Source organism: Parazoarcus communis (assembly GCF_003111645.1).
In the GTDB taxonomy this organism is placed as follows: Bacteria; Pseudomonadota; Gammaproteobacteria; order Burkholderiales; family Rhodocyclaceae; genus Parazoarcus; species Parazoarcus communis_A.
This window is the reverse complement of sequence record NZ_CP022187.1, coordinates 1,710,440-1,731,102: the sequence shown is the minus strand read 5'-3', so window position 1 is coordinate 1,731,102 and position 20,663 is coordinate 1,710,440. Positions and strand designations below refer to the sequence as shown.

At 59.6% G+C, this 20,663-nt stretch carries 14 protein-coding genes, 2 tRNA genes and 3 rRNA genes; 7 read left to right on the top strand and 12 right to left on the bottom strand.

The window, feature by feature from the left end:
• Positions 1-6 precede the first annotated feature (6 nt).
• Positions 7-903, bottom strand: a complete 897-nt coding sequence (locus CEW83_RS07850) for a polyprenyl synthetase family protein (RefSeq protein ID WP_108948843.1) — start codon at positions 901-903, stop codon at positions 7-9.
• Entirely contained in the window at positions 900-1,142 is a 243-nt protein-coding gene (locus tag CEW83_RS07845) for an exodeoxyribonuclease VII small subunit (RefSeq protein WP_108948842.1), read from the bottom strand. The genes CEW83_RS07850 and CEW83_RS07845 overlap by 4 nt, the downstream gene beginning before the upstream one ends.
• Before the next feature lie 126 nt (positions 1,143-1,268).
• Between CEW83_RS07845 and CEW83_RS07840 the strand changes: the two genes are divergently transcribed.
• The gene (locus CEW83_RS07840) at positions 1,269-2,369 is read left to right on the top strand and encodes an aromatic ring-hydroxylating oxygenase subunit alpha (protein WP_108948841.1); all 1,101 of its coding nucleotides are present in this window, start codon (positions 1,269-1,271) and stop codon (positions 2,367-2,369) included.
• Between the two features lie 101 nt (positions 2,370-2,470).
• Here CEW83_RS07840 and ispH read toward each other — a convergent pair whose 3' ends face one another.
• Genes ispH through tsaE form a run of 7 tightly spaced genes read right to left on the bottom strand, consistent with a single transcriptional unit; the run spans position 2,471 to position 10,019 of the window.
• A complete protein-coding gene (gene ispH, locus CEW83_RS07835; protein ID WP_108948840.1) occupies positions 2,471-3,409 on the bottom strand; it encodes a 4-hydroxy-3-methylbut-2-enyl diphosphate reductase in 939 nt (312 codons plus the stop codon).
• A 27-nt stretch (positions 3,410-3,436) separates the two neighbouring features.
• Positions 3,437-3,865 carry an FKBP-type peptidyl-prolyl cis-trans isomerase gene (locus CEW83_RS07830; protein ID WP_108948839.1) on the bottom strand — a complete coding sequence of 143 codons (429 nt, stop codon included), beginning with the start codon at positions 3,863-3,865 and terminating at the stop codon, positions 3,437-3,439.
• Positions 3,862-4,392 carry a signal peptidase II gene (lspA, locus tag CEW83_RS07825; RefSeq protein ID WP_108948838.1) on the bottom strand — a complete coding sequence of 177 codons (531 nt, stop codon included), beginning with the start codon at positions 4,390-4,392 and terminating at the stop codon, positions 3,862-3,864. Before lspA ends, CEW83_RS07830 begins: the two co-directional genes overlap by 4 nt.
• Positions 4,385-7,189 (bottom strand): isoleucine--tRNA ligase, encoded by a 2,805-nt coding sequence (ileS, locus tag CEW83_RS07820; protein ID WP_108948837.1) that lies wholly within the window; start codon positions 7,187-7,189, stop codon positions 4,385-4,387. The genes lspA and ileS overlap by 8 nt, the downstream gene beginning before the upstream one ends.
• 21 nt (positions 7,190-7,210) lie before the next feature.
• Positions 7,211-8,155 (bottom strand): bifunctional riboflavin kinase/FAD synthetase, encoded by a 945-nt coding sequence (locus CEW83_RS07815; RefSeq protein ID WP_108948836.1) that lies wholly within the window; start codon positions 8,153-8,155, stop codon positions 7,211-7,213.
• Between the two features lie 47 nt (positions 8,156-8,202).
• The gene (locus tag CEW83_RS07810) at positions 8,203-9,549 is read right to left on the bottom strand and encodes an N-acetylmuramoyl-L-alanine amidase (protein ID WP_108948835.1); all 1,347 of its coding nucleotides are present in this window, start codon (positions 9,547-9,549) and stop codon (positions 8,203-8,205) included.
• Positions 9,492-10,019: a tRNA (adenosine(37)-N6)-threonylcarbamoyltransferase complex ATPase subunit type 1 TsaE gene (gene tsaE, locus CEW83_RS07805; protein ID WP_108951267.1), complete on the bottom strand. Its 528-nt coding sequence runs from the start codon at positions 10,017-10,019 to the stop codon at positions 9,492-9,494. Before tsaE ends, CEW83_RS07810 begins: the two co-directional genes overlap by 58 nt.
• A gap of 36 nt (positions 10,020-10,055) precedes the next feature.
• Between tsaE and queG the strand changes: the two genes are divergently transcribed.
• Entirely contained in the window at positions 10,056-11,102 is a 1,047-nt protein-coding gene (gene queG / locus CEW83_RS07800; RefSeq protein ID WP_108948834.1) for a tRNA epoxyqueuosine(34) reductase QueG, read from the top strand.
• A gap of 73 nt (positions 11,103-11,175) precedes the next feature.
• Here the strand turns inward: queG and CEW83_RS21015 are convergent, their stop codons facing one another.
• Entirely contained in the window at positions 11,176-11,412 is a 237-nt protein-coding gene (locus CEW83_RS21015) for a hypothetical protein (protein ID WP_159099415.1), read from the bottom strand.
• A gap of 82 nt (positions 11,413-11,494) precedes the next feature.
• On the opposite strand from CEW83_RS21015, the gene CEW83_RS07795 reads away from it, so the two are divergent.
• From CEW83_RS07795 to rrf, 5 genes are all read left to right on the top strand, one after another.
• Positions 11,495-13,031: ribosomal RNA gene (locus tag CEW83_RS07795) — 16S ribosomal RNA — on the top strand.
• Positions 13,032-13,101: 70 nt separating this feature from the next.
• Positions 13,102-13,178: transfer RNA gene (locus tag CEW83_RS07790), tRNA-Ile, on the top strand.
• A 27-nt stretch (positions 13,179-13,205) separates the two neighbouring features.
• Positions 13,206-13,281, top strand: a tRNA-Ala gene (locus CEW83_RS07785).
• Between the two features lie 312 nt (positions 13,282-13,593).
• Positions 13,594-16,480, top strand: a 23S ribosomal RNA gene (locus tag CEW83_RS07780).
• A gap of 125 nt (positions 16,481-16,605) precedes the next feature.
• A 5S ribosomal RNA gene (gene rrf, locus CEW83_RS07775) occupies positions 16,606-16,719 on the top strand.
• Together the 16S, 23S and 5S rRNA genes with 2 tRNA genes alongside form the textbook arrangement of a ribosomal RNA operon.
• Before the next feature lie 491 nt (positions 16,720-17,210).
• Here rrf and lpdA read toward each other — a convergent pair.
• Together lpdA and aceF are read right to left on the bottom strand one after the other, a co-directional pair.
• Positions 17,211-19,001: a dihydrolipoyl dehydrogenase gene (gene lpdA / locus CEW83_RS07770; protein WP_108948833.1), complete on the bottom strand. Its 1,791-nt coding sequence runs from the start codon at positions 18,999-19,001 to the stop codon at positions 17,211-17,213.
• Positions 19,002-19,013: 12 nt separating this feature from the next.
• Positions 19,014-20,663 (bottom strand): dihydrolipoyllysine-residue acetyltransferase, encoded by a 1,650-nt coding sequence (aceF, locus tag CEW83_RS07765; protein ID WP_108948832.1) that lies wholly within the window; start codon positions 20,661-20,663, stop codon positions 19,014-19,016.

The window sequence follows — 20,663 nt, the reverse complement described above, 5'->3', positions numbered from 1 at the left end:
TGGGAGTCAGAATGGGCGATGCACGATGTAGTCGGCCAGCGCACGCAAGCGGGCGGCGCGCTCGCCGAGCGGTGCCAGTGCCTCATGCGCTTCGGCGAGCATCTCCCGCGACAGGCGCTTGGCTTCATCGAGCCCGATCAGGCTGACATAGGTCGGTTTGTCATTGTCGGCATCCTTGCCCGCAGTCTTGCCAAGCGTGGCCGTGTCGGCCTCGGCATCGAGGATGTCATCGACCACCTGGAAAAGCAGGCCGATCAGCTTGGCGTAACGGTCCAGACGCTGGAGGTCTGCCTCGTCGGGGGGCGTGCCGGCCTGCGCGCCGAGCAGCACCGACGCGCGAATGAGGGCGCCGGTCTTGTGGACATGCATGAACTCGAGCTCTTCGCGCGACAACTGCTTGCCGACTGCAGCGAGGTCGATGGCCTGACCGCCTGCCATGCCACGCGAGCCCGAGGCAGTGGCCAGCTGGCGGATCATTGCGATCTGGCCCGCAGGTGTGGCACTGACCGGGTTGTCGGCGAGCACCTGGAACGCGAGGGTTTGCAATGCATCGCCAACCAGCAGCGCGGTCGCTTCGTCATATTCGACATGTACGGTCGGTTTGCCGCGACGCAGGATGTCGTCATCCATGCACGGCATGTCGTCATGCACCAGCGAGTAGGCGTGGATCAGTTCGACCGCGCAGGCAGCGTGGTCGAGGTGCGCAGACGGTGCGCCGACGAGCTGCCCGGCAGCATGAACGAGCAGCGGGCGCACCCGCTTGCCACCACCGAGTACCGCGTAGCGCATTGCTTCGTGGAGGCGGGCAGGGGCGAGGTTCGGATCGGGCAGGACGTCCGCCAGCGCCGTTTCGGTGCGCGCCTGAACCTGACGCATCCAGTCGGCAAAGTCGTTCTGGCTCATGTATCGCTCCGCGTCGGGTCCGGATTGAAGTCGACCAGTGAATCACCTTCGAGTACCCGGATGCGCTGCTCGGCATTGCTCAGGGTTTCCTGGCAATACTTGAGCAGGCTGGCGCCGCGCTGGTAGCGGTCGAGGGCATCCTCGAGCGTCAGGGTGCCGGATTCCATTTGCTGGACGATGGTCTCAAGTTCGGAGACTGCGGCTTCGAAGGATTTTGGAGCTGACGCCGACTTTGGCATGGATCAGGACGTGGCGCGGGTAAAGACGGGAAAATAACCGATCGGGCGTCTGGCGGTCAAACGGGGCTTCGCTTAAGATATTACGTTTATCTGTCCGGATTCTGGTCCAGATTAGGGGGTTCGGTAATGTCCGATATCGCGGCCAAGTCGCAATTGGCACCAGCAGCATCGCAGCTGCCGGTTTCATGGTACTTCGACGAGAAGGTTTTCGAGATGGAGAAGAAACTCCTCTTCGATGCCGGGCCGGGGTACGTTGGCCATGCGCTAATGGTACCGGAAGTCGGCAACTATCGTTCGCTTGAATGGCTTGATCATTCCAAGCTGCTGTTTCGCACCGATGCGGGCATTCACCAGATGTCCAACGTCTGCCGGCACCGGCAGGCGATCATGCTCGAAGGGTCGGGCTCGACCGAGCACATCGTATGCCCGATTCATCGCTGGACCTACAACCAGCAGGGCACACTGCTGGGCGCGCCTCATTTTGCGGATAATCCCTGTCTCAATCTCCGGCGCGACGTGCTGGAGGACTGGCAGGGGCTGCTGTTCAAGGGGCCGCGCTCGGCCAATGCCGACCTTGCCGGCATGCAGGTGGCGCGCGAACTCGATTTCACCGGCTACAAACTGGATCGTGTCGAAATTCACGAGTGCAACTACAACTGGAAGACCTTCATTGAGGTCTACCTCGAGGATTACCACGTTGCACCCTTTCATCCAGGGCTGGGCAAGTTCGTCACCTGCGACGACCTTTCCTGGCAGTTCGGTGACTGGTATTCGGTGCAGCGTGTCGGCATCACTTCGCTTGCCAAGCCGGGGTCGGCGACCTACGGCAGGTGGCACAAGGCCGTGCAGGATTACTACGGCGAGAAGAAGCCGGCGCATGGCGCGATCTGGCTGACCTACTATCCGAACGTGATGGTGGAGTGGTATCCGCACGTGCTGGTTGTCAGCACGCTGATTCCGGTCGATGTCGACAAGACCACGAATGTGGTCGAGTTCTACTACCCGGAAGATATCGTCGAGTTCGAGCGCGAGTTCGTCGAGGCCGAGCAGGCCGCCTACATGGAGACCGCGATCGAGGACGACGAGATCGGCGAGCGCATGGACCGCGGCCGTCGTGCCCTGCTGAAGGAGGGCCGCAGTGAGGTGGGGCCTTACCAGTCACCCTACGAGGATGGGATGCAGCACTTCCATGAGTTCTATCGCCGCATCATGGAGCCGCATATCTGATGTGTGCCCGCGGAAGCAGTCCGGGCGCGCTGCGCCTTGTGGCTTCCGCGGTGCTGTCTGTTCGGGGATACGGACAGGGCTCGCATCCCCGACCATCTGCCTTACGGGGTGTCCTGCAACTCCTTGGGGAGCGGGAAGGTCACTTTTTCGGGCACGCCGTCGAGGTTGCGCACCGCTCCGCCGCTCAGTGACTTGAGTCGCACGATGACGTCCTCCACGAGTACTTCCGGCGCAGACGCGCCCGCGGTGACGCCGATGCGGCGTTTGCCGTCAAGCCAGGCCGGATCGATACCGTCAGCGTTGTCCACCAGGTAGGCGGGCACTCCGCGCAGTTCGGCAACTTCGCGCAGACGGTTCGAGTTCGAACTGTTCTTCGAGCCCACCACGAACACGACGTCGGCAAACGGCGTCATGAACTTCACGGCGTCCTGCCTGTTCTGGGTCGCGTAGCAGATGTCGTCCTTTTTGGGGCCAACGATGTTCGGGAAGCGCTCGCGAAGCGCAGCAACAATCGCTGCCGCATCGTCCACCGAGAGCGTGGTCTGGGTGACATAGGCGAGCTTGTCGGGGTCGGCAACGGTGAGGCCGGCGACGTCATTGGCGGTCTCGACGAGATGGATGCCGTCCCTGACCTGACCCATTGTGCCTTCGACTTCCGGGTGCCCCTTGTGGCCGATCATGACCAGTTCCCGGCCCTGTTCGCGCATGCGGGCCACTTCGATATGCACCTTGGTGACCAGCGGGCAGGTGGCGTCGAACACACGCAGGCCACGCTGCTCGGCTTCGTCACGCACTGCCTGCGACACGCCGTGCGCGCTGAAGATGACGGTGTTGCCCGAAGGGACTTCTTCCAGTTCCTCGATGAAGATTGCGCCCTTGTTGCGCAAGTCATCAACGACGAACTTGTTATGCACCACTTCGTGGCGAACATAAATCGGTGCGCCGAACCGCTGCAGCGCCCGCTCGACGATCTCGATGGCGCGCTCCACCCCGGCACAGAAGCCGCGTGGGGTGGCGAGCATGATTTCCTTATCGTTCATATGTTCTCTCTGAGGCTGAACCCGGCATCACGAGGTGCCGATGATCTTCACTTCGAAGCGGATGTTCTTTCCCGCGAGCGGGTGGTTGAAGTCGATCAGCGCCGATTCTGCGTCGATTTCGCGCACCAGTCCCGAGTAGCGCGAACCGTCGGGCGCGCTGAACTCCATGATGCTCATGGCTTCGATCTCTTCCGCAGGCATGTGTTCGCGCTTTACCCGCTCCACCAGTTCCTCGCGGTGGGGGCCGAATGCGTTCTCGGGTTCGAGTTCGAAGACATGGTTGCTGCCCACTTCGAGCCCCACGATCAGCTTCTCCATTGCCGGCAGCATCTCGCCCGCGCCGAGTTGCAGGGTGGCGGGGGTGGCCTCGAAGGTGCTGATCAGCGGTTGGCCATTGGTCAGCGTGATGCGGTAGTGAAGGGTGACAAGGCTGTTGTCGGCAACGGTCTGGCTCACGAGGAACGCTCCGGTTTTGAGTGGGTGTGTTGTTTGCTGCTGCGGAACTGCGCCCACAGCATCAGGGCGACGCCGACGAAGATGGCCGAGTCGGCGAGATTGAACGCCGGCCAGCCGAAACGACCGGCGTGGAAGTACAGGAAGTCTACGACTGCGCCATGCATCAGGCGATCGACCACATTGCCGATCGCTCCGCCGATGATGAGTGCGAACGCGCTCGGCAGCAGACGTTCATTCCGGTGCTGATGGAGGAGTACGGTCAGCCAGCCGCAGATGACGACGGCCAGCCCGGTAAAGAACCAGCGTTGCCAGCCGGAGTGCTCGGCCAGAAAGCTGAACGCTGCGCCGCGATTGAACACCAGCACCAGATCGAAAAACCCGGTCACCGGAACGCGCGCACCGTACTCCATCATGCTCAGTACGATCTGCTTGGTGACCTGGTCGAGCACCGCGATGAGCATGGCCAATGCGAGCCATGGCAACATCGCCGTGAGGGCCGGCCGGGCGGCTTGCTTCGGATCAGGCATGCGAGCGCGCTTCTCCGCTTCCGAACAGGTTGCTCACGCAACGGCCGCACAGCGTCGGATGATCGTGGTCATGTCCGACATCGTCCGTGTAGTGCCAGCAGCGTTCGCACTTCTGCTGTTCGCTCGGCGTGGCAACAATGCGCTCTTCCTCGGCGCAGGCCACTTTGACCAGCGCCGCGCGCGAAGTCATGGTGACAAAGCGGAGATCGTCCTCCAGGCTCTGCATGGCGACGAACTTTTCGTCCGTCAGATGCAGTTCGAGTTCGGCCTGCAGCGATGCGCCCACCTTGCCTTCAGCGCGCAGGGCTTCGATCACTTTCAGTGCGTCGGCACGCACGCTGCGGATGCTCTCCCAGCGCGCGATGAGTCCAGCCTCGCCTTCCTGTGCCGGCAGGGCATGGTAGGTGTGAAGCATCACGCTGTCGTCCTTGCCCGGATTGAGGACGGCCCACGCTTCTTCTGCGGTGAAGGTGAGAATCGGTGCCATCAGCTTGATCAGCGTCTGGGTGATGTGCCACAGCGCCGTCTGTGCGGCGCGGCGCGGGAGGCTGTCTGCCTTGGTCGTGTACAGGCGGTCCTTGAGGATGTCGAGATAGAAGGCGCCCAGTTCTTCCGAGCAGAAGATCTGCAAGCCCTGGACGATCCTGTGAAACTCGAACCTGCCGAAATCGGCCTCTGCCTGGACGCCCATCTGGCGGGTGAAGGCCAGCGCATAGCGGTCGATCTCCATCCACTGATCGATGGGCACGGCATCCGTGTCGATGGAGAAATCGGCGGTGTTGGCCATCAGGAAGCGCAGCGTGTTGCGGATGCGCCGGTATCCTTCGACCACACGGGCGAGGATCTCCTTGGACATCGCAAGTTCGCCCGAGTAATCGGTGCTGGCCACCCAAAGACGCAGGATCTCGGCGCCCATCTTGTCCGACACTTCCTGCGGCAGGATGGTGTTGCCGAGCGACTTGCTCATCTTCCGGCCCTGCTGGTCCACCGTGAAGCCGTGCGTCAGCAGCGCCTTGTAGGGCGGGTGACCATCGATGGCGCAGCCGGTCAGCAGTGAGGAATGGAACCAGCCGCGGTGCTGGTCGGAGCCTTCGAGGTACAGGTCTGCACGCGGGCCTTCGGCATGACCGTCGTTGTGCGAGCCGCGCAACACATGCCAGTGCGTGGTGCCGGAGTCGAACCAGACGTCCAGGGTGTCGCTGATCTTGTCGTAGTGGGCAGCTTCAGCCCCAAGGAGCTCCGCTGCGTCGAGCTTGAACCAGGCTTCAATGCCTTCCTTCTCGACGCGCTTTGCGACTTCTTCCATCAGCTCGATGGTACGCGGATGCAACTCGCCGCTTTCCTTGTGCAGGAAAAACGGGATCGGGACGCCCCAGTTGCGCTGGCGCGAGATGCACCAGTCCGGGCGGTTGGCGATCATTGCATGCAGACGCGACTGCCCCCATGCGGGGAAGAACTTGGTGGATTCAACCCCGCGCAGCGCGCGCTCGCGCAGCGTGGTCTGATCTGCAGCCTTGCGGTCCATGCCTACGAACCACTGCGCCGTGGCGCGGTAGACCAGCGGCGTCTTGTGACGCCAGCAGTGCATGTAGCTGTGGCTGATCTTGCTGTCCGAGACCAGCGCACCCACTTCGCGCAGTTTGTCGACGATGGCTGGGTTGGCCTTCCAGATGTTCATCCCGCCAAAGAAGGGCAGGTCGGGTACGTACTCGCCGTGGCCCATGACGATAGACAGGATCTCGTCATTGCTGCGGCCGTAGGCGCCCCAGGAGTTGAAGTCATCCACGCCATGCGCAGGCGCCGAGTGCACGATGCCGGTGCCGGCGTCGAGACCGACGTACTCGGCAAGATAGACCGGTGAGACACGGTCGTAGAGCGGGTGGCGGAACTCGATACGCTCGAGGGCTTCGCCCTTGGTGGTCGCAAGGATCCTGCCTTCGGCCTGGTAGCGTTCAAGGCAGGCAGCCACGAGCTCCTCGGCCACGATCAGCAGCCGCTCGCCGGTGTCGACCAGTGCATAGTCGAATTCGGGGTGTGCGTTCAGTGCCTGGTTGGCGGGAATCGTCCACGGTGTGGTGGTCCAGATGACGGCGGCCGCGGGCTTCGCAAGCGTGTCGAGGCCGAATGCAGCGGCGAGTTTCGGTGCATCAGCATCCGTCACGGCGAACGCGACATCGATCGTCGGGGATTGCTTGTCCGCGTACTCGACTTCGGCCTCGGCCAGCGCTGAGCCGCAGTCGAAGCACCAGTTGACCGGCTTCAGGCCCTTGAACACGTACCCGGCCTTGGTCATTTCGGCCAGCGCACGGATCTCGTTCGCCTCGTTGGCGAAGTTCATTGTCAGGTAGGGGTTGTCCCATTCACCCAGCACGCCGAGGCGAATGAACTCCTGCTTCTGGATCTCGACCTGCTCGGCCGCATAGGCGCGGCACAGTTCCCGCACCTTGTCCGCAGGCAGGTTCTTGCCGTGGGTGACTTCCACCTTGTGTTCGATGGGCAGGCCGTGGCAGTCCCAGCCGGGAACATACGGGGCGTCGAAACCGGCCATGGTCTTCGAGCGCACGATGATGTCCTTGAGAATCTTGTTCAAGGCGTGGCCGAGGTGGAGATTGCCGTTCGCGTACGGAGGGCCGTCGTGGAGCACGAACTTGGGCCGTCCTGCGCTGGCCTCCCGAATGCGCTGGTAGAGCTTCTTCTGCTGCCATTCGGCAATCCACTTCGGCTCGCGCTTTGGCAGATCGCCGCGCATCGGGAAGGAGGTATCGGGAAGGTTGAGCGTCTTGCGGTAGTCGGCCATGGCGTGTGCGTCTGTCTCTGTTCAGCCTAGAAGGCAATTCGGATTGAGGGCGAACCAGTCGCGTGCAGTATCGGCATCGCGGGCGATTTGCGTTTTCAGTTCGTCGAGCGAGGCGAATTTCATCTCGTCGCGAATCTTGAGCAGGAAGTGAATGCGCGGATGAGCGCCGTAACAGTCGCCGCTCCAGTTCAGCAGGTGGACTTCAAGACGGGCGCGCCCGGCATCGGTGGCTGTTGGCCTGACGCCCACGTTGGCGACGCCAGCAAGCCGGCCGCCCTCCAGTCCTTCGACGGAGACCGCAAAAACACCTGAAAGCGGGGGGCGGCGGTGCTTGAGCTGAATATTCAGTGTGGGGAAACCGAGCTGGCGTCCGATCTTGTCACCATGGACCACGCGACCAGCGATGCTGTAGGGGCGTCCGAGCAACTGCGCGGCGTGTTCGAGGTCGCCGTCCGCAAGCGCCGAGCGTACTGCCGAACTCGAGGCGCGTTCGCCGGCCACGGCGAGCGTCGGCATCGACTCGACGCCAAAGCCGAAGTCACGGCCCGCTGCCTGGAGCATCGCGAAATCCCCCTTGCGTCCCGCGCCAAATCGAAAATCGTCACCAATGAAGAGATGGCGTACCGCCAGCCCTTTGACCAGCACGTCTTCAATGAAGCTGCTTGCAGACTGCGCGGAAAATCGCGCGTCGAAGCGGCAGACATGCACGCGATCGACGCCGCTGGTGGCCAGCAGCTGCAGTTTCTCTCTCAGTGAAGCAAGGCGCGCAGGGGCTTTGTCCGGGGCGAAGTACTCACGCGGATGCGGCTCGAACGTGAGCACGACCGCAGGCACACCCAATGCGCCAGCCTTGTCGGTGAGCTGCTTGAGTAGCGCCTGATGCCCGCGATGCAGACCGTCGAAATTGCCTATGGTCAGCACGCAGGCTTCCTTTGCCTGTTCGGGGAACCCGCGAAAAACCTGCATAACCGCCTGAAAAAATCCGCGATTATACCGGCAAAGGAGGGGGCAAATCAGCCCAGCTGTGCAACGCGGGTGCGCGGCGCGGGCGGGTTGTCGTCAAAATAGCGTCGGATTCCGCGCATGATCGCCTCGGCCATCTTGTCCTGATAGGCGTCGTCATTGAGGCGACGCTCTTCTTCCGGGTTGCTGATGAACGCAGTTTCAACGAGGATCGACGGGATGTCGGGTGCTTTCAGCACGGCGAAGCCCGCTTGTTCCACGTGAGCCTTGTGCAGGGTGTTGATGTCGCCGAGTTCGGCCAGCACGGCCTTGCCGAGTTTGAGACTGTCGTTGATCGTCGCGGCCTGAGACAGGTCAAGCAGGGTTCGCGCAAGGTGGCCGTCCTGCTTTGCCAGATTGACGCCACCGATGAGGTCCGCATCGTTCTCTTTCTGCGCCAGCCATCGTGCAGCCGAGCTCGATGCCCCTCTTTCGGACAGCACGAATACCGAGCTGCCCCGGGCTTCCGGGCGCACGAAGGCGTCGGCGTGGACTGAGACGAACAGGTCCGCCTGAACCCTTCGCGCACGGGTGACGCGCTGACCGAGCGGCACGAAGTAGTCGCCGTCGCGGGTCAGTACGGCGCGCATGTTCGGCATCGCGTCAATCTTCTTGCGCAGGCGCTTGGCGATGTCGAGCGTGACGTTCTTCTCGTAACTCCCGCCGCGGCCAACCGCGCCAGGATCCTCTCCGCCGTGCCCAGCGTCGAGCACTACGGTGAACAGGCGGTTTACACGAGGCTCGGGCTTGCGCTCCCGATGCGCGGGCGCGTTGTCGCGCTGGGCGATCTCCGGGCTGCCGTGCGCCTTTGCGTCGGTGATGCCGGATTCGCCGGCGGCCGCGTCGATCGGGGATGACTTTTCGATGAGCGCCAGCAGCGGATCCATTTCGACGGTTGGATAAAGATCCAGCACCAGACGATGTCCGTAGTTGCTGACCGGCGCGAGCGTAAAGACTTGCGGATTGACCTCGGCCTTGAGTTCGACCACCACACGGACCACGCCGGGGCGGTTCTGACCGGCCCGGATGTTGCGAATGTAGGGGTCCGAGTCGAGCACCTTGCCAGGGAGTGTTTGCAGAACACTGTTGAGCTCAATGCCTTCGAGGTCAACGACCAGTCGTTCGGGATCCTTCACCATCAGGTGGGTGAAGCGAAGCTCGTTGCTGCCTTCGAGCGTGATTCGGGTGTATTCCTCGGCGGGCCAGACTCTGACCGCAAGCAGGCTGCCTGCAGCCATGCCGACCGGACTCACCACAAGCGCAAGCGAGGCGCCTGCGAACTTGAGCAGGGTTCGTCGGTTCATTTTCCGGGGGGTGGGGATTGTTTCTTCTGACAATTGGCTAGTTGGCTTATGCATGTTTGCCCCGCTTCGGTGAGACCCCGGAGGGTGGCTCGTCGTCCTTCACCTTCTGGCTCGATGAGGACAACGAGGTCTGGAGTGGCGAGATAGGGAGCAGCCTGTTCAGGCCACTCGACAATGCACACGCCCGGTCCGTTGAAGTACTCGTCCAGTCCTGCATCAAGGTACTCTTCAGGTGAGTTCAGTCGATAAAAATCAAAGTGATATAAGTCTAATCTAGAAACTACATAAGGTTCAATGAGAGTATACGTCGGGCTCTTGACTTTTCCAGTGTGACCGAGTTCACGAAGCAGTCCGCGGGTGAGTGTCGTCTTTCCGCTGCCAAGGTTTCCGTTCAGCCAGATCTTCAGTCCGGGTGTCAGGGCTGCGGCGAGTAAACCGCCAAGTTCAAGTGTGTCGTCCTCATTGTCGAGGTGCGTCGTGAGCACGGTGTAGCTATCATCCGCAGGGTGAACAAGATTGAGCATGAGTCTTCCTCGACTATCCAGGGGTCTTCCGAGGACATGGCGGCCTTGGCTGAACATGTCCGGTTGTGGGCGCGCGAGCTCGGGTTTGGTGCCATCACCGTGGCGGACACCGGTCTCGAATCGGCTGAGCCTGGGCTGGAGCGCTGGCTCGAAGCCGGATTTCATGGCGAGATGCATTATATGGCGCGCCACGGGCTGAAGCGGGCGCGCCCGGCAGAGCTTCTGCCGGGAACGCTGCGTGTCATCTCGGTGCGTATGGATTACTGGCCGGATGCCAGGCCGGCAGAGGCGGTTCTGAGTGATCCGACGCTTGCCTATGTTTCGCGCTATGCCTTGGGCCGGGACTATCACAAGGTGATGCGGTCGCGCCTGCAGAAGCTTGCTGACAGAATCGCTGGTGCCTCTCCGTCCGCCTACCGGGTATTTGTAGACTCAGCGCCAGTACTGGAAGTGGAGTTGGGTGCGAAGAGTGGTCTCGGGTGGCGAGGCAAGCACACCCTACTAATAGACAGGTCGCTCGGGTCGTTCTTCTTTCTTGGTGAGATCTTCACTGACCTGCCCTTGCCAGTGGATGAGCCGGTGAGTGCGCACTGCGGGACTTGCGTCGCCTGTATCGATGCCTGCCCTACCGGAGCAATCGTTGCGCCTTACCGGCTTGATGCGCGACGCTGCATCTCCTATCTGACGATCGAGTTGCACGGCTCCATCCCCGAGGCGTTTCGTCCGCTCATCGGCAATCGCATATATGGATGCGACGACTGTCAGCTTGTCTGCCCCTGGAACCGGTTCGCCAGGCGGGCTGTGGAAACTGACTTCGAGGTGCGGAACGGGCTCGACAGTGCATCGCTCGTAGAACTCTTCGGGTGGACCGAAGAAGCGTTCGGGCGCCTGACCGCGGGAAGTCCGATTCACCGCATCGGTCACGAACGATGGTTGCGCAACATTGCGGTTGCACTTGGTAACGGCCCTGGTACGCCCGAAGTCGTGGCTGCGCTCAGTGCGAGGGCCGATCATCCTTCAGAGATTGTGCGCGAGCATGTCGCCTGGGCGCTGATGCGTCATCAGAAGGGCGCCGAGGCGTGAATTGGGCTTCTTTTCGACAATCTGAAATTTAGTTGTTGACGAGCATTCTGAGGTGTCTATAATGCGCACCTCTTCACCGCGAAACGCAGTTAGCGAAACGGGGTGATGGCAGGAAAGCAGTTGTTTTTGCAGGTATTTTTGAAGCGGATTTCTGTTTTTGTTGTTTCGGTGGTTTTGAAATAAAACGAAGACAGGGGTTGACGAGATAAGTTAAGTTGATCATAATCTCGCTTCTCTGCTGCAGGAACTGCAGCGGTTCTTTAAAAAATTGAACAATCGATAAGTGTGGGTGCTTGATCGCTGTGGCCATGAAACTGCTTAGGCAGTTTTGAGTTTCACAAAGATTAGGTGCTCATATGTCAGTAAAATGATTTTGAGTACTTTGTAGGATTAAACTTAAGAGTTTGATCCTGGCTCAGATTGAACGCTGGCGGCATGCTTTACACATGCAAGTCGAACGGCAGCGGGGGTGCTTGCACCTGCCGGCGAGTGGCGAACGGGTGAGTAATGCATCGGAACATGCCCAGTCATGGGGGATAACTACGCGAAAGCGTAGCTAATACCGCATACGCCCTGAGGGGGAAAGTGGGGGATCTTAGGACCTCACGTGATTGGAGTGGCCGATGTCAGATTAGCTAGTTGGTGAGGTAAAGGCTCACCAAGGCGACGATCTGTAGCGGGTCTGAGAGGATGATCCGCCACACTGGGACTGAGACACGGCCCAGACTCCTACGGGAGGCAGCAGTGGGGAATTTTGGACAATGGGCGCAAGCCTGATCCAGCCATGCCGCGTGAGTGAAGAAGGCCTTCGGGTTGTAAAGCTCTTTCGCAAGGGAAGAAAACGGCAAGGCTAATATCTTTGTCGGATGACGGTACCTTGACAAGAAGCACCGGCTAACTACGTGCCAGCAGCCGCGGTAATACGTAGGGTGCGAGCGTTAATCGGAATTACTGGGCGTAAAGCGTGCGCAGGCGGTTTTGTAAGACAGATGTGAAATCCCCGGGCTTAACCTGGGAACTGCGTTTGTGACTGCAAGGCTAGAGTACGGCAGAGGGGGGTGGAATTCCACGTGTAGCAGTGAAATGCGTAGATATGTGGAGGAACACCGATGGCGAAGGCAGCCCCCTGGGCCTGTACTGACGCTCATGCACGAAAGCGTGGGGAGCAAACAGGATTAGATACCCTGGTAGTCCACGCCCTAAACGATGTCAACTAGTTGTTCGGAGAGGTAACTTTCTGAGTAACGCAGCTAACGCGTGAAGTTGACCGCCTGGGGAGTACGGCCGCAAGGTTAAAACTCAAAGGAATTGACGGGGACCCGCACAAGCGGTGGATGATGTGGATTAATTCGATGCAACGCGAAAAACCTTACCTACCCTTGACATGTCTGGAACTTGTGAGAGATCACTTGGTGCCTTCGGGAGCCAGAACACAGGTGCTGCATGGCTGTCGTCAGCTCGTGTCGTGAGATGTTGGGTTAAGTCCCGCAACGAGCGCAACCCTTGTCATTAGTTGCCATCATTTAGTTGGGCACTCTAATGAGACTGCCGGTGACAAACCGGAGGAAGGTGGGGATGACGTCAAGTCCTCATGGCCCTTATGGGTAGGGCTTCACACGTCATACAATGGTCGGTACAGAGGGTTGCCAAGCCGCGAGGTGGAGCTAATCTCTTAAAGCCGATCGTAGTCCGGATCGTAGTCTGCAACTCGACTACGTGAAGTCGGAATCGCTAGTAATCGCAGATCAGCATGCTGCGGTGAATACGTTCCCGGGTCTTGTACACACCGCCCGTCACACCATGGGAGTGGGTTTCACCAGAAGTAGGTAGCTTAACCTTCGGGGGGCGCTTACCACGGTGAGATTCATGACTGGGGTGAAGTCGTAACAAGGTAGCCGTATCGGAAGGTGCGGCTGGATCACCTCCTTTCAAGAGAAAGGTCGCAGTGGTCAAGTATCCACAACTTATCGGTTGTTCAAGCGAAGAGCCTCGAGTGTGAGGGTCTGTAGCTCAGCTGGTTAGAGCACCGTCTTGATAAGGCGGGGGTCGTTGGTTCGAACCCAACCAGACCCACCAAACTATCGAAGGTGCGTTGGTCAGAATGGGGCTTTAGCTCAGCTGGGAGAGCGGCGGCTTTGCAAGCCGTAGGTCGTCGGTTCGATCCCGACAAGCTCCACCAGTATCTGATGCAAACCAGACGCTGGTCAGACAGTGGTCAGACACACAACGAGGTTCGAGAAGTCAGTCATGCATGGCCAGGAAAGCTTCTGGTGTTTATGCCTGACTTCTCGGGAAGGTCAAACTTCTCGATTGGCTCGCTCTTTAACAAAGTGGAAGAAGTATATATATGTGCAGCGTATCAGTAGATGCGTTGCACGGGTAGCGTGATTGCATTGAATCTCGCGTGCTGTGTCAGCGGCGCGACGAGGTTCGCACAAACGAGTTCGACCTGTGACCGGATCTTTGGGTAACCGAGGATCTAAGGTTATAGGATCAAGCGACTAAGTGCATGTGGTGGATGCCTTGGCGATCACAGGCGATGAAGGACGTGCAAGCCTGCGAAAAGCGGGGGGGAGCTGGCAATGGAGCTTTGATCCCCCGATATCCGAATGGGGAAACCCACTCCGCAAGGAGTATCCCGTACTGAATACATAGGTACGTGGAGGCGAACGCAGCGAACTGAAACATCTAAGTAGCTGCAGGAACAGAAATCAACCGAGATTCCGTAAGTAGTGGCGAGCGAACACGGATGAGCCTGCACGACTAAACCATCTAATTAGCAGAACGGTCTGGAAAGTCCGGCAACACAGGGTGATAGCCCCGTATGTGAAAATTAGGTGGCGGGTCTGAGCGTGCGACAAGTAGGGCGGGACACGAGAAATCCTGTCTGAAGATGGGGGGACCATCCTCCAAGGCTAAATACTCGTGATCGACCGATAGTGAACTAGTACCGTGAGGGAAAGGCGAAAAGAACCCCGGGAGGGGAGTGAAATAGATCCTGAAACCGCATGCATACAAACAGTGGGAGCCTCCTTGTGGGGTGACTGCGTACCTTTTGTATAATGGGTCAGCGACTTACGTTCAGTGGCGAGCTTAACCGAATAGGGGAGGCGTAGCGAAAGCGAGTCTGATAAGGGCGACATAGTCTCTGGGCGTAGACCCGAAACCGGATGATCTATCCATGGCCAGGATGAAGGTGCGGTAACACGCACTGGAGGTCCGAACCCACTAATGTTGAAAAATTAGGGGATGAGCTGTGGATAGGGGTGAAAGGCTAAACAAATCCGGAAATAGCTGGTTCTCCCCGAAAACTATTTAGGTAGTGCGTCGTACGGACACTTGCGGGGGTAGAGCACTGTAATCGTTGGGGGGGTCAATGCGATCTACCCCGCGATAGCAAACTCCGAATACCGCAAAGTGATATACGGCAGACAGACAGCGGGTGCTAACGTCCGTTGTCAAGAGGGAAACAACCCAGACCGCCAGCTAAGGTCCCAAATGCATGGCTAAGTGGCAAACGAAGTGGGAAGGCATAGACAGCTAGGAGGTTGGCTTAGAAGCAGCCACCCTTTAAAGAAAGCGTAATAGCTCACTAGTCGAGTCGTCCTGCGCGGAAGATGTAACGGGGCTCAAGCCATGAACCGAAGCTGCGGATGTGTCTTATGACACGTGGTAGGGGAGCGTTCCGTAAGCCTGCGAAGGTGTCTCGAGAGGGATGCTGGAGGTATCGGAAGTGCGAATGCTGACATGAGTAGCGATAAAGGGTGTGAAAAGCACCCTCGCCGAAAGCCCAAGGTTTCCTGCGCAACGTTCATCGGCGCAGGGTGAGTCGGCCCCTAAGGCGAGGCAGAAATGCGTAGTCGATGGGAAACAGGTCAATATTCCTGTACCGGTTCTAGATGCGATGGGGGACGGAGAAGGTTAGGCCAGCCGGGTGTTGGAAGTCCTGGTTTAAGCGTGTAGGAGTACCCCGTAGGCAAATCCGCGGGGATTATCTGAGGCGTGATGACGAGTCTCCTTGTGAGACGAAGTGGTTGATACCCTGCTTCCAGGAAAAGCCTCTAAGCTTCAGTCTAGAATCGACCGTACCGCAAACCGACACAGGTGGGCAGGTTGAAAATACCAAGGCGCTTGAGAGAACTCAGGAGAAGGAACTCGGCAAATTGATACCGTAACTTCGGGAGAAGGTATGCCCCGGTAGCTTGTAGGAGTACATCCGAAGGGCGAAGGGGCCGCAGAGAATCGGTGGCTGCGACTGTTTATTAAAAACACAGCACTCTGCAAACACGAAAGTGGACGTATAGGGTGTGACGCCTGCCCGGTGCCGGAAGGTTAAGTGATGGGGTGCAAGCTCTTGATCGAAGCCCCGGTAAACGGCGGCCGTAACTATAACGGTCCTAAGGTAGCGAAATTCCTTGTCGGGTAAGTTCCGACCTGCACGAATGGCGTAACGATGGCCACACTGTCTCCTCCTGAGACTCAGCGAAGTTGAAATGTTTGTGAAGATGCAATCTACCCGCGGCTAGACGGAAAGACCCCATGAACCTTTACTGTAGCTTTGCATTGGACTTTGACGGGACTTGTGTAGGATAGGTGGGAGGCTTTGAAGCGGGGACGCTAGTTCTCGTGGAGCCAACCTTGAAATACCACCCTGGTGTCGTTGAGGTTCTAACCCAGGCCCGTGAATCCGGGTCGGGAACAGTGCATGGTGGGCAGTTTGACTGGGGCGGTCTCCTCCCAAAAGGTAACGGAGGAGTTCGAAGGTCTCCTAGGTACGGTCGGACATCGTACTGATAGTGCAATGGCAAAAGGAGGCTTGACTGCGAGACCGACAAGTCGAGCAGGTGCGAAAGCAGGACATAGTGATCCGGTGGTTCTGTATGGAAGGGCCATCGCTCAACGGATAAAAGGTACTCTGGGGATAACAGGCTGATTCCGCCCAAGAGTTCACATCGACGGCGGAGTTTGGCACCTCGATGTCGGCTCATCACATCCTGGGGCTGTAGCCGGTCCCAAGGGTATGGCTGTTCGCCATTTAAAGTGGTACGTGAGCTGGGTTTAAAACGTCGTGAGACAGTTTGGTCCCTATCTGCCGTGGGCGCTGGAAGTTTGAGTGGACCTGCTCCTAGTACGAGAGGACCGGAGTGGACGCACCTCTGGTGTACCGGTTGTGACGCCAGTCGCATCGCCGGGTAGCTAAGTGCGGAAGAGATAACCGCTGAAAGCATCTAAGCGGGAAACTCGCCTCAAGATGAGACTTCCCTGGGGCCTAGAGCCCCCTGAAGGGTCGTGGAAGACCACCACGTTGATAGGTCGGGTGTGGAAGCGCAGTAATGCGTTAAGCTAACCGATACTAATTGCCCGTGAGGCTTGATCCTATAACCTTACAAAACAGTCGATACTCGTTGTTGGACGAAAAAACTTCGCCCAACCATCGACGCAATCACAACACCCATATACTTCTTCCCGCTTTGGCCTGCAACGCGCAGGTGACAAGTCATAGTCTGACGACCATAGCGTCTTGGTCCCACCCCTTCCCATCCCGAACAGGACCGTGAAACAAGATCGCGCCGATGATAGTGAGATTCGTTCTCGTGAAAGTAGGTCATCGTCAGACTAACCCTACGCTTAACCCCGCTGAGATAATCCTCAGCGGGGTTTTTGACGTCTACGGCACGCAGCGCTACAACGCGGGAGGCGAATCCCTCGGATTGAGCAGACGGTCCTGCATTGCGACACGGTACCGCTGTTCAAACGCCGCTGACTAGAATTGAGCGGAAACCGTGTAGGCGCGGAGACTTGTAGAAAAGCGCGCTGTAATAGAAGGCATTCCTCGTCCCCCCGCATTCGCGCTGGGGCCTGTAGATCCGACGCTTGATGACGCTTCCGCGTTAGCAAGAGAAAGAAGCTCTCGGCATAAGCTCTCGGCGACGTTGTCGTGCAGCTGCGGTGTCTGCTCGGTGCATGAGCCGAAGTTACTCCAGGCCTTTCTTTGCGAAGAAGCGGCATTCTCCGTGCGACTGATACCTCTCTCGGAAATCGAACCAAAAAAATGGCGACCCGCAGGCCGCCATTCTCTGTTTCACCGTTATTCACTGTCCGACGCTGTCACTTCTTGCGCATCGGTGGCAGGTCGGTGCAGCTTCCGTGCGCCACTTCGGCTGCCATGCCCACCGTTTCGCCCAGCGTCGGGTGAGGGTGGATGGTCTTGCCGATGTCGACCGCGTCGGCGCCCATTTCGATTGCCAGACACACTTCACCGATCATGTCGCCCGCACTCGGGCCGACGATCGTACCGCCGATCACGCGATGGGATTCGGCGTCGAAGATCAGCTTGGTGAAGCCGTAGTCGGCACCGTTGGCGATCGCGCGGCCGCTCGCTGCCCACGGGAACTTGGCGGTTTCGACCTTCTTGCCTTCGGCCTTGGCCTGGGCTTCGGTGTATCCGACCCATGCGACTTCAGGATGGGTGTAGGCGACACCGGGAATCACGGTGGCGTCAAAGGCTGACTTGTGACCTGCCGCGACTTCTGCGGCGACGTGAGCCTCATGTACTGCCTTGTGCGCAAGCATGGGCTGACCGACGATGTCGCCGATGGCGAAGATATGCGGCACGTTGGTCCGCATCTGTGCATCGACCGGAATGAATCCGCGTTCGCCAACGATAACGCCGGCCTTGTCAGCAGCAATCTTCTTGCCGTTGGGTGAGCGGCCGGCCGACTGCAGGATCATGTCGTACTTGACCGGCTCAGTCGGTGCGCCTTCACCTTCAAAGGTGACATACAGGCCGTCATCCTTCGCTTCTACGCCGACCGTCTTGGTCTTCAGCATGACCTTGTCGAAGCGATGGGCGTTCTGCTTTTCCCATACCTTGACTGCGTCGCGATCCGGTCCCTGCATCAGGCCGTCGAGCATCTCGACCACATCGATGCGACTACCGAGGGAGGAGTACACCGTGGCCATTTCAAGGCCGATGATGCCCCCGCCGATGACCAGCATCTTCTCGGGCACCTGACGGAGTTCCAGTGCGCCGGTAGAGTCGACGATGCGCGGGTCGCGTGGGATGAAGGGCAGATGCACTGCAGCCGAACCGGCTGCAATAATGCACTGCTTGAAACGGATGACCTTCTTGTCGCCGGTCTTGTCCTGAGCCGTGCCGGTGGTAACTTCGACTTCGACGTGATTGGGGTCGAGGAAGCTGCCGTAGCCGCGCACGATCTCGACCTTGCGCGCCTTGGCCATGCCGGCGAGACCGCCGGTCAGCTTGCCGATCACGCCATCCTTGTGCTTGCGCAGCGCGTCGACGTCGACCGTGGGCTTGGCAAAGCTGATGCCGGCGGTGCTGACATGAGAGGCCTCATCCATGACTTCGGCAACATGCAGCAGTGCCTTTGAGGGGATGCAGCCGACGTTCAGGCACACACCGCCCAGACTCGGGTAGCGCTCGACGATGACGGTCTTCAGACCGAGGTCCGCTGCGCGGAAGGCGGCGGAGTAACCGCCAGGGCCTGCGCCGAGGACGAGCATGTCGCACTCGATGTCGGCCGTGCCGCCATGACTGGCGGCGGCGGGAGCAGCGGATGGTGCTGCCGCAGGTGCGGCGGCCGCAGCCGGTGCTGCAGGGGCTTGTGCTGCAGCCGGTGCAGCGGCGCTTGCGCCGGCCGTCTCGACTTTCAGCAGCACTGCGCCTTCGCCGACCTTGTCGCCGAGGGCGACGAGAACTTCCTTCACTACGCCAGCCACCTCGGACGGTACATCCATCGTGGCCTTGTCGGACTCAAGCGTGCAGATGGCGTCGTCGACCTGGATGCTGTCGCCGACCTTAACGAACAGTTCGATGATCGGAACGGTATCGAAGTCGCCAATGTCCGGGACCTTTACTTCAACGATTTGACTCATGACGTGGCCCCCTTACAGCATGACCCGACGGAAGTCGGCCAGCATTTGTGCAAGATAGACGTTGAAACGGGTTGCCAGTGCGCCGTCGATGACACGGTGGTCGGCCGTCAGCGACATCGGCAGCGTGAGGCGCGGCACGAACTGCTTGCCGTCCCACACCGGCTTCATCGCCGACTTGTTCACGCCGAGGATGGCGACTTCAGGCGCATTGACGATGGGCGCGAAGTAGGTGCCACCAATGCCGCCCAGCGACGAGATGGTGAAGCAGGCACCGGACATGTCTGCCGGGCCGAGCTTGCCATCGCGTGCCTTCTTGGCCAGGGCGCCGGTTTCGGCAGCGATCTCGAACACGCTCTTCTTGTCGGCTTCCTTCACAACCGGCACGACCAGCCCGTTCGGGGTATCGGCCGCGAATGCGATGTTGAAGTACTTCTTGTACACCAGGTTGTCGCCATCGAGACTGGTGTTGAACTCCGGGAACTCCTGCAGCGCACGCACCGAGGCCTTGATGATGAAGGCGAGCATGGTGAGCTTCTTGCCGGACTTCTCGTATTCCTTGTTCATCTGAACACGGAATGCTTCGAGGTCGGTGATGTCGGCATCTTCGTGATAGGTGACCGCAGGAATCATGGCCCAGTTGCGGGCGAGGTTCTGACCGGAGATCTTCTTGATGCGCGACATCGGCTTGACTTCAACTTCGCCGAACTTGGCGAAATCGACCTTCGGCCACGGCAACAGGTCGAGGCCGCCACCCAGGCTGCCGCCGGCCGCAGCAGCCGGCGTCTTGCCCGGAACCACGCCGCTGCTCATCGCGCCCTTGATGAAGGCGGTGACGTCTTCTTTCAGGATGCGGTTCTTCGGGCCTGAACCCTTTACGGTCGACAGGTCTACGCCCAGTTCCCGGCTATAGGCGCGTACCGAAGGGCTGGCGTGCACTTTTCCGCCAAGCTTGACTGCGCTTGGTGCGGAGGCCGCAGCAACTGGTGCCGGCGCTGCAACCGGGGCGGGCGCAGCGGCGGGTGCAGGTGCTGCAGCGGGGGCGGCGGGCGCACTGGCCGCCGGTGCCGGCGCGCTTGCGGCAGCGGCAGCGGCCGCTTCCACCTTGATCAGCACGGAGCCTTCGGACACCTTGTCGCCGAGCTTGACCAGAACCTCCTTGATCACGCCGGCAACCGACGAGGGCACGTCCATCGTTGCCTTGTCGGACTCGAGGGTGGCGATGGCATCGTCGACCTTGATCGTGTCGCCAGCCTTCACGTAGAGCTCGATCACGGGCACTTCATCGAAATCGCCGATGTCCGGCACCTTCACTTCGACAATGCCGCCACCGGCCGCAGGCGGCGCAGCCGGCGCTGCTGCAGCTGGCGCCGGTGCGGCGGCCGGTGCGGGTGCAGCAGCAGGGGCTGCCGCTGCAGAATCACCTGCGGCTTCGACCTTGATCATCAGCGTGCCTTGCGACACCTTGTCGCCGAGGTTGATCAGCACTTCCTTGACCACGCCGGCCGCCGACGACGGGACATCCATCGTTGCCTTGTCGGATTCCAGCGTGGCGATCGAGTCGTCCACCTTGATGGTGTCGCCGACCTTCACAAACAGTTCAATCACCGGTACATCGGAAAAATCGCCGATATCCGGAACCTTGACTTCAATCAGTTGGCTCAT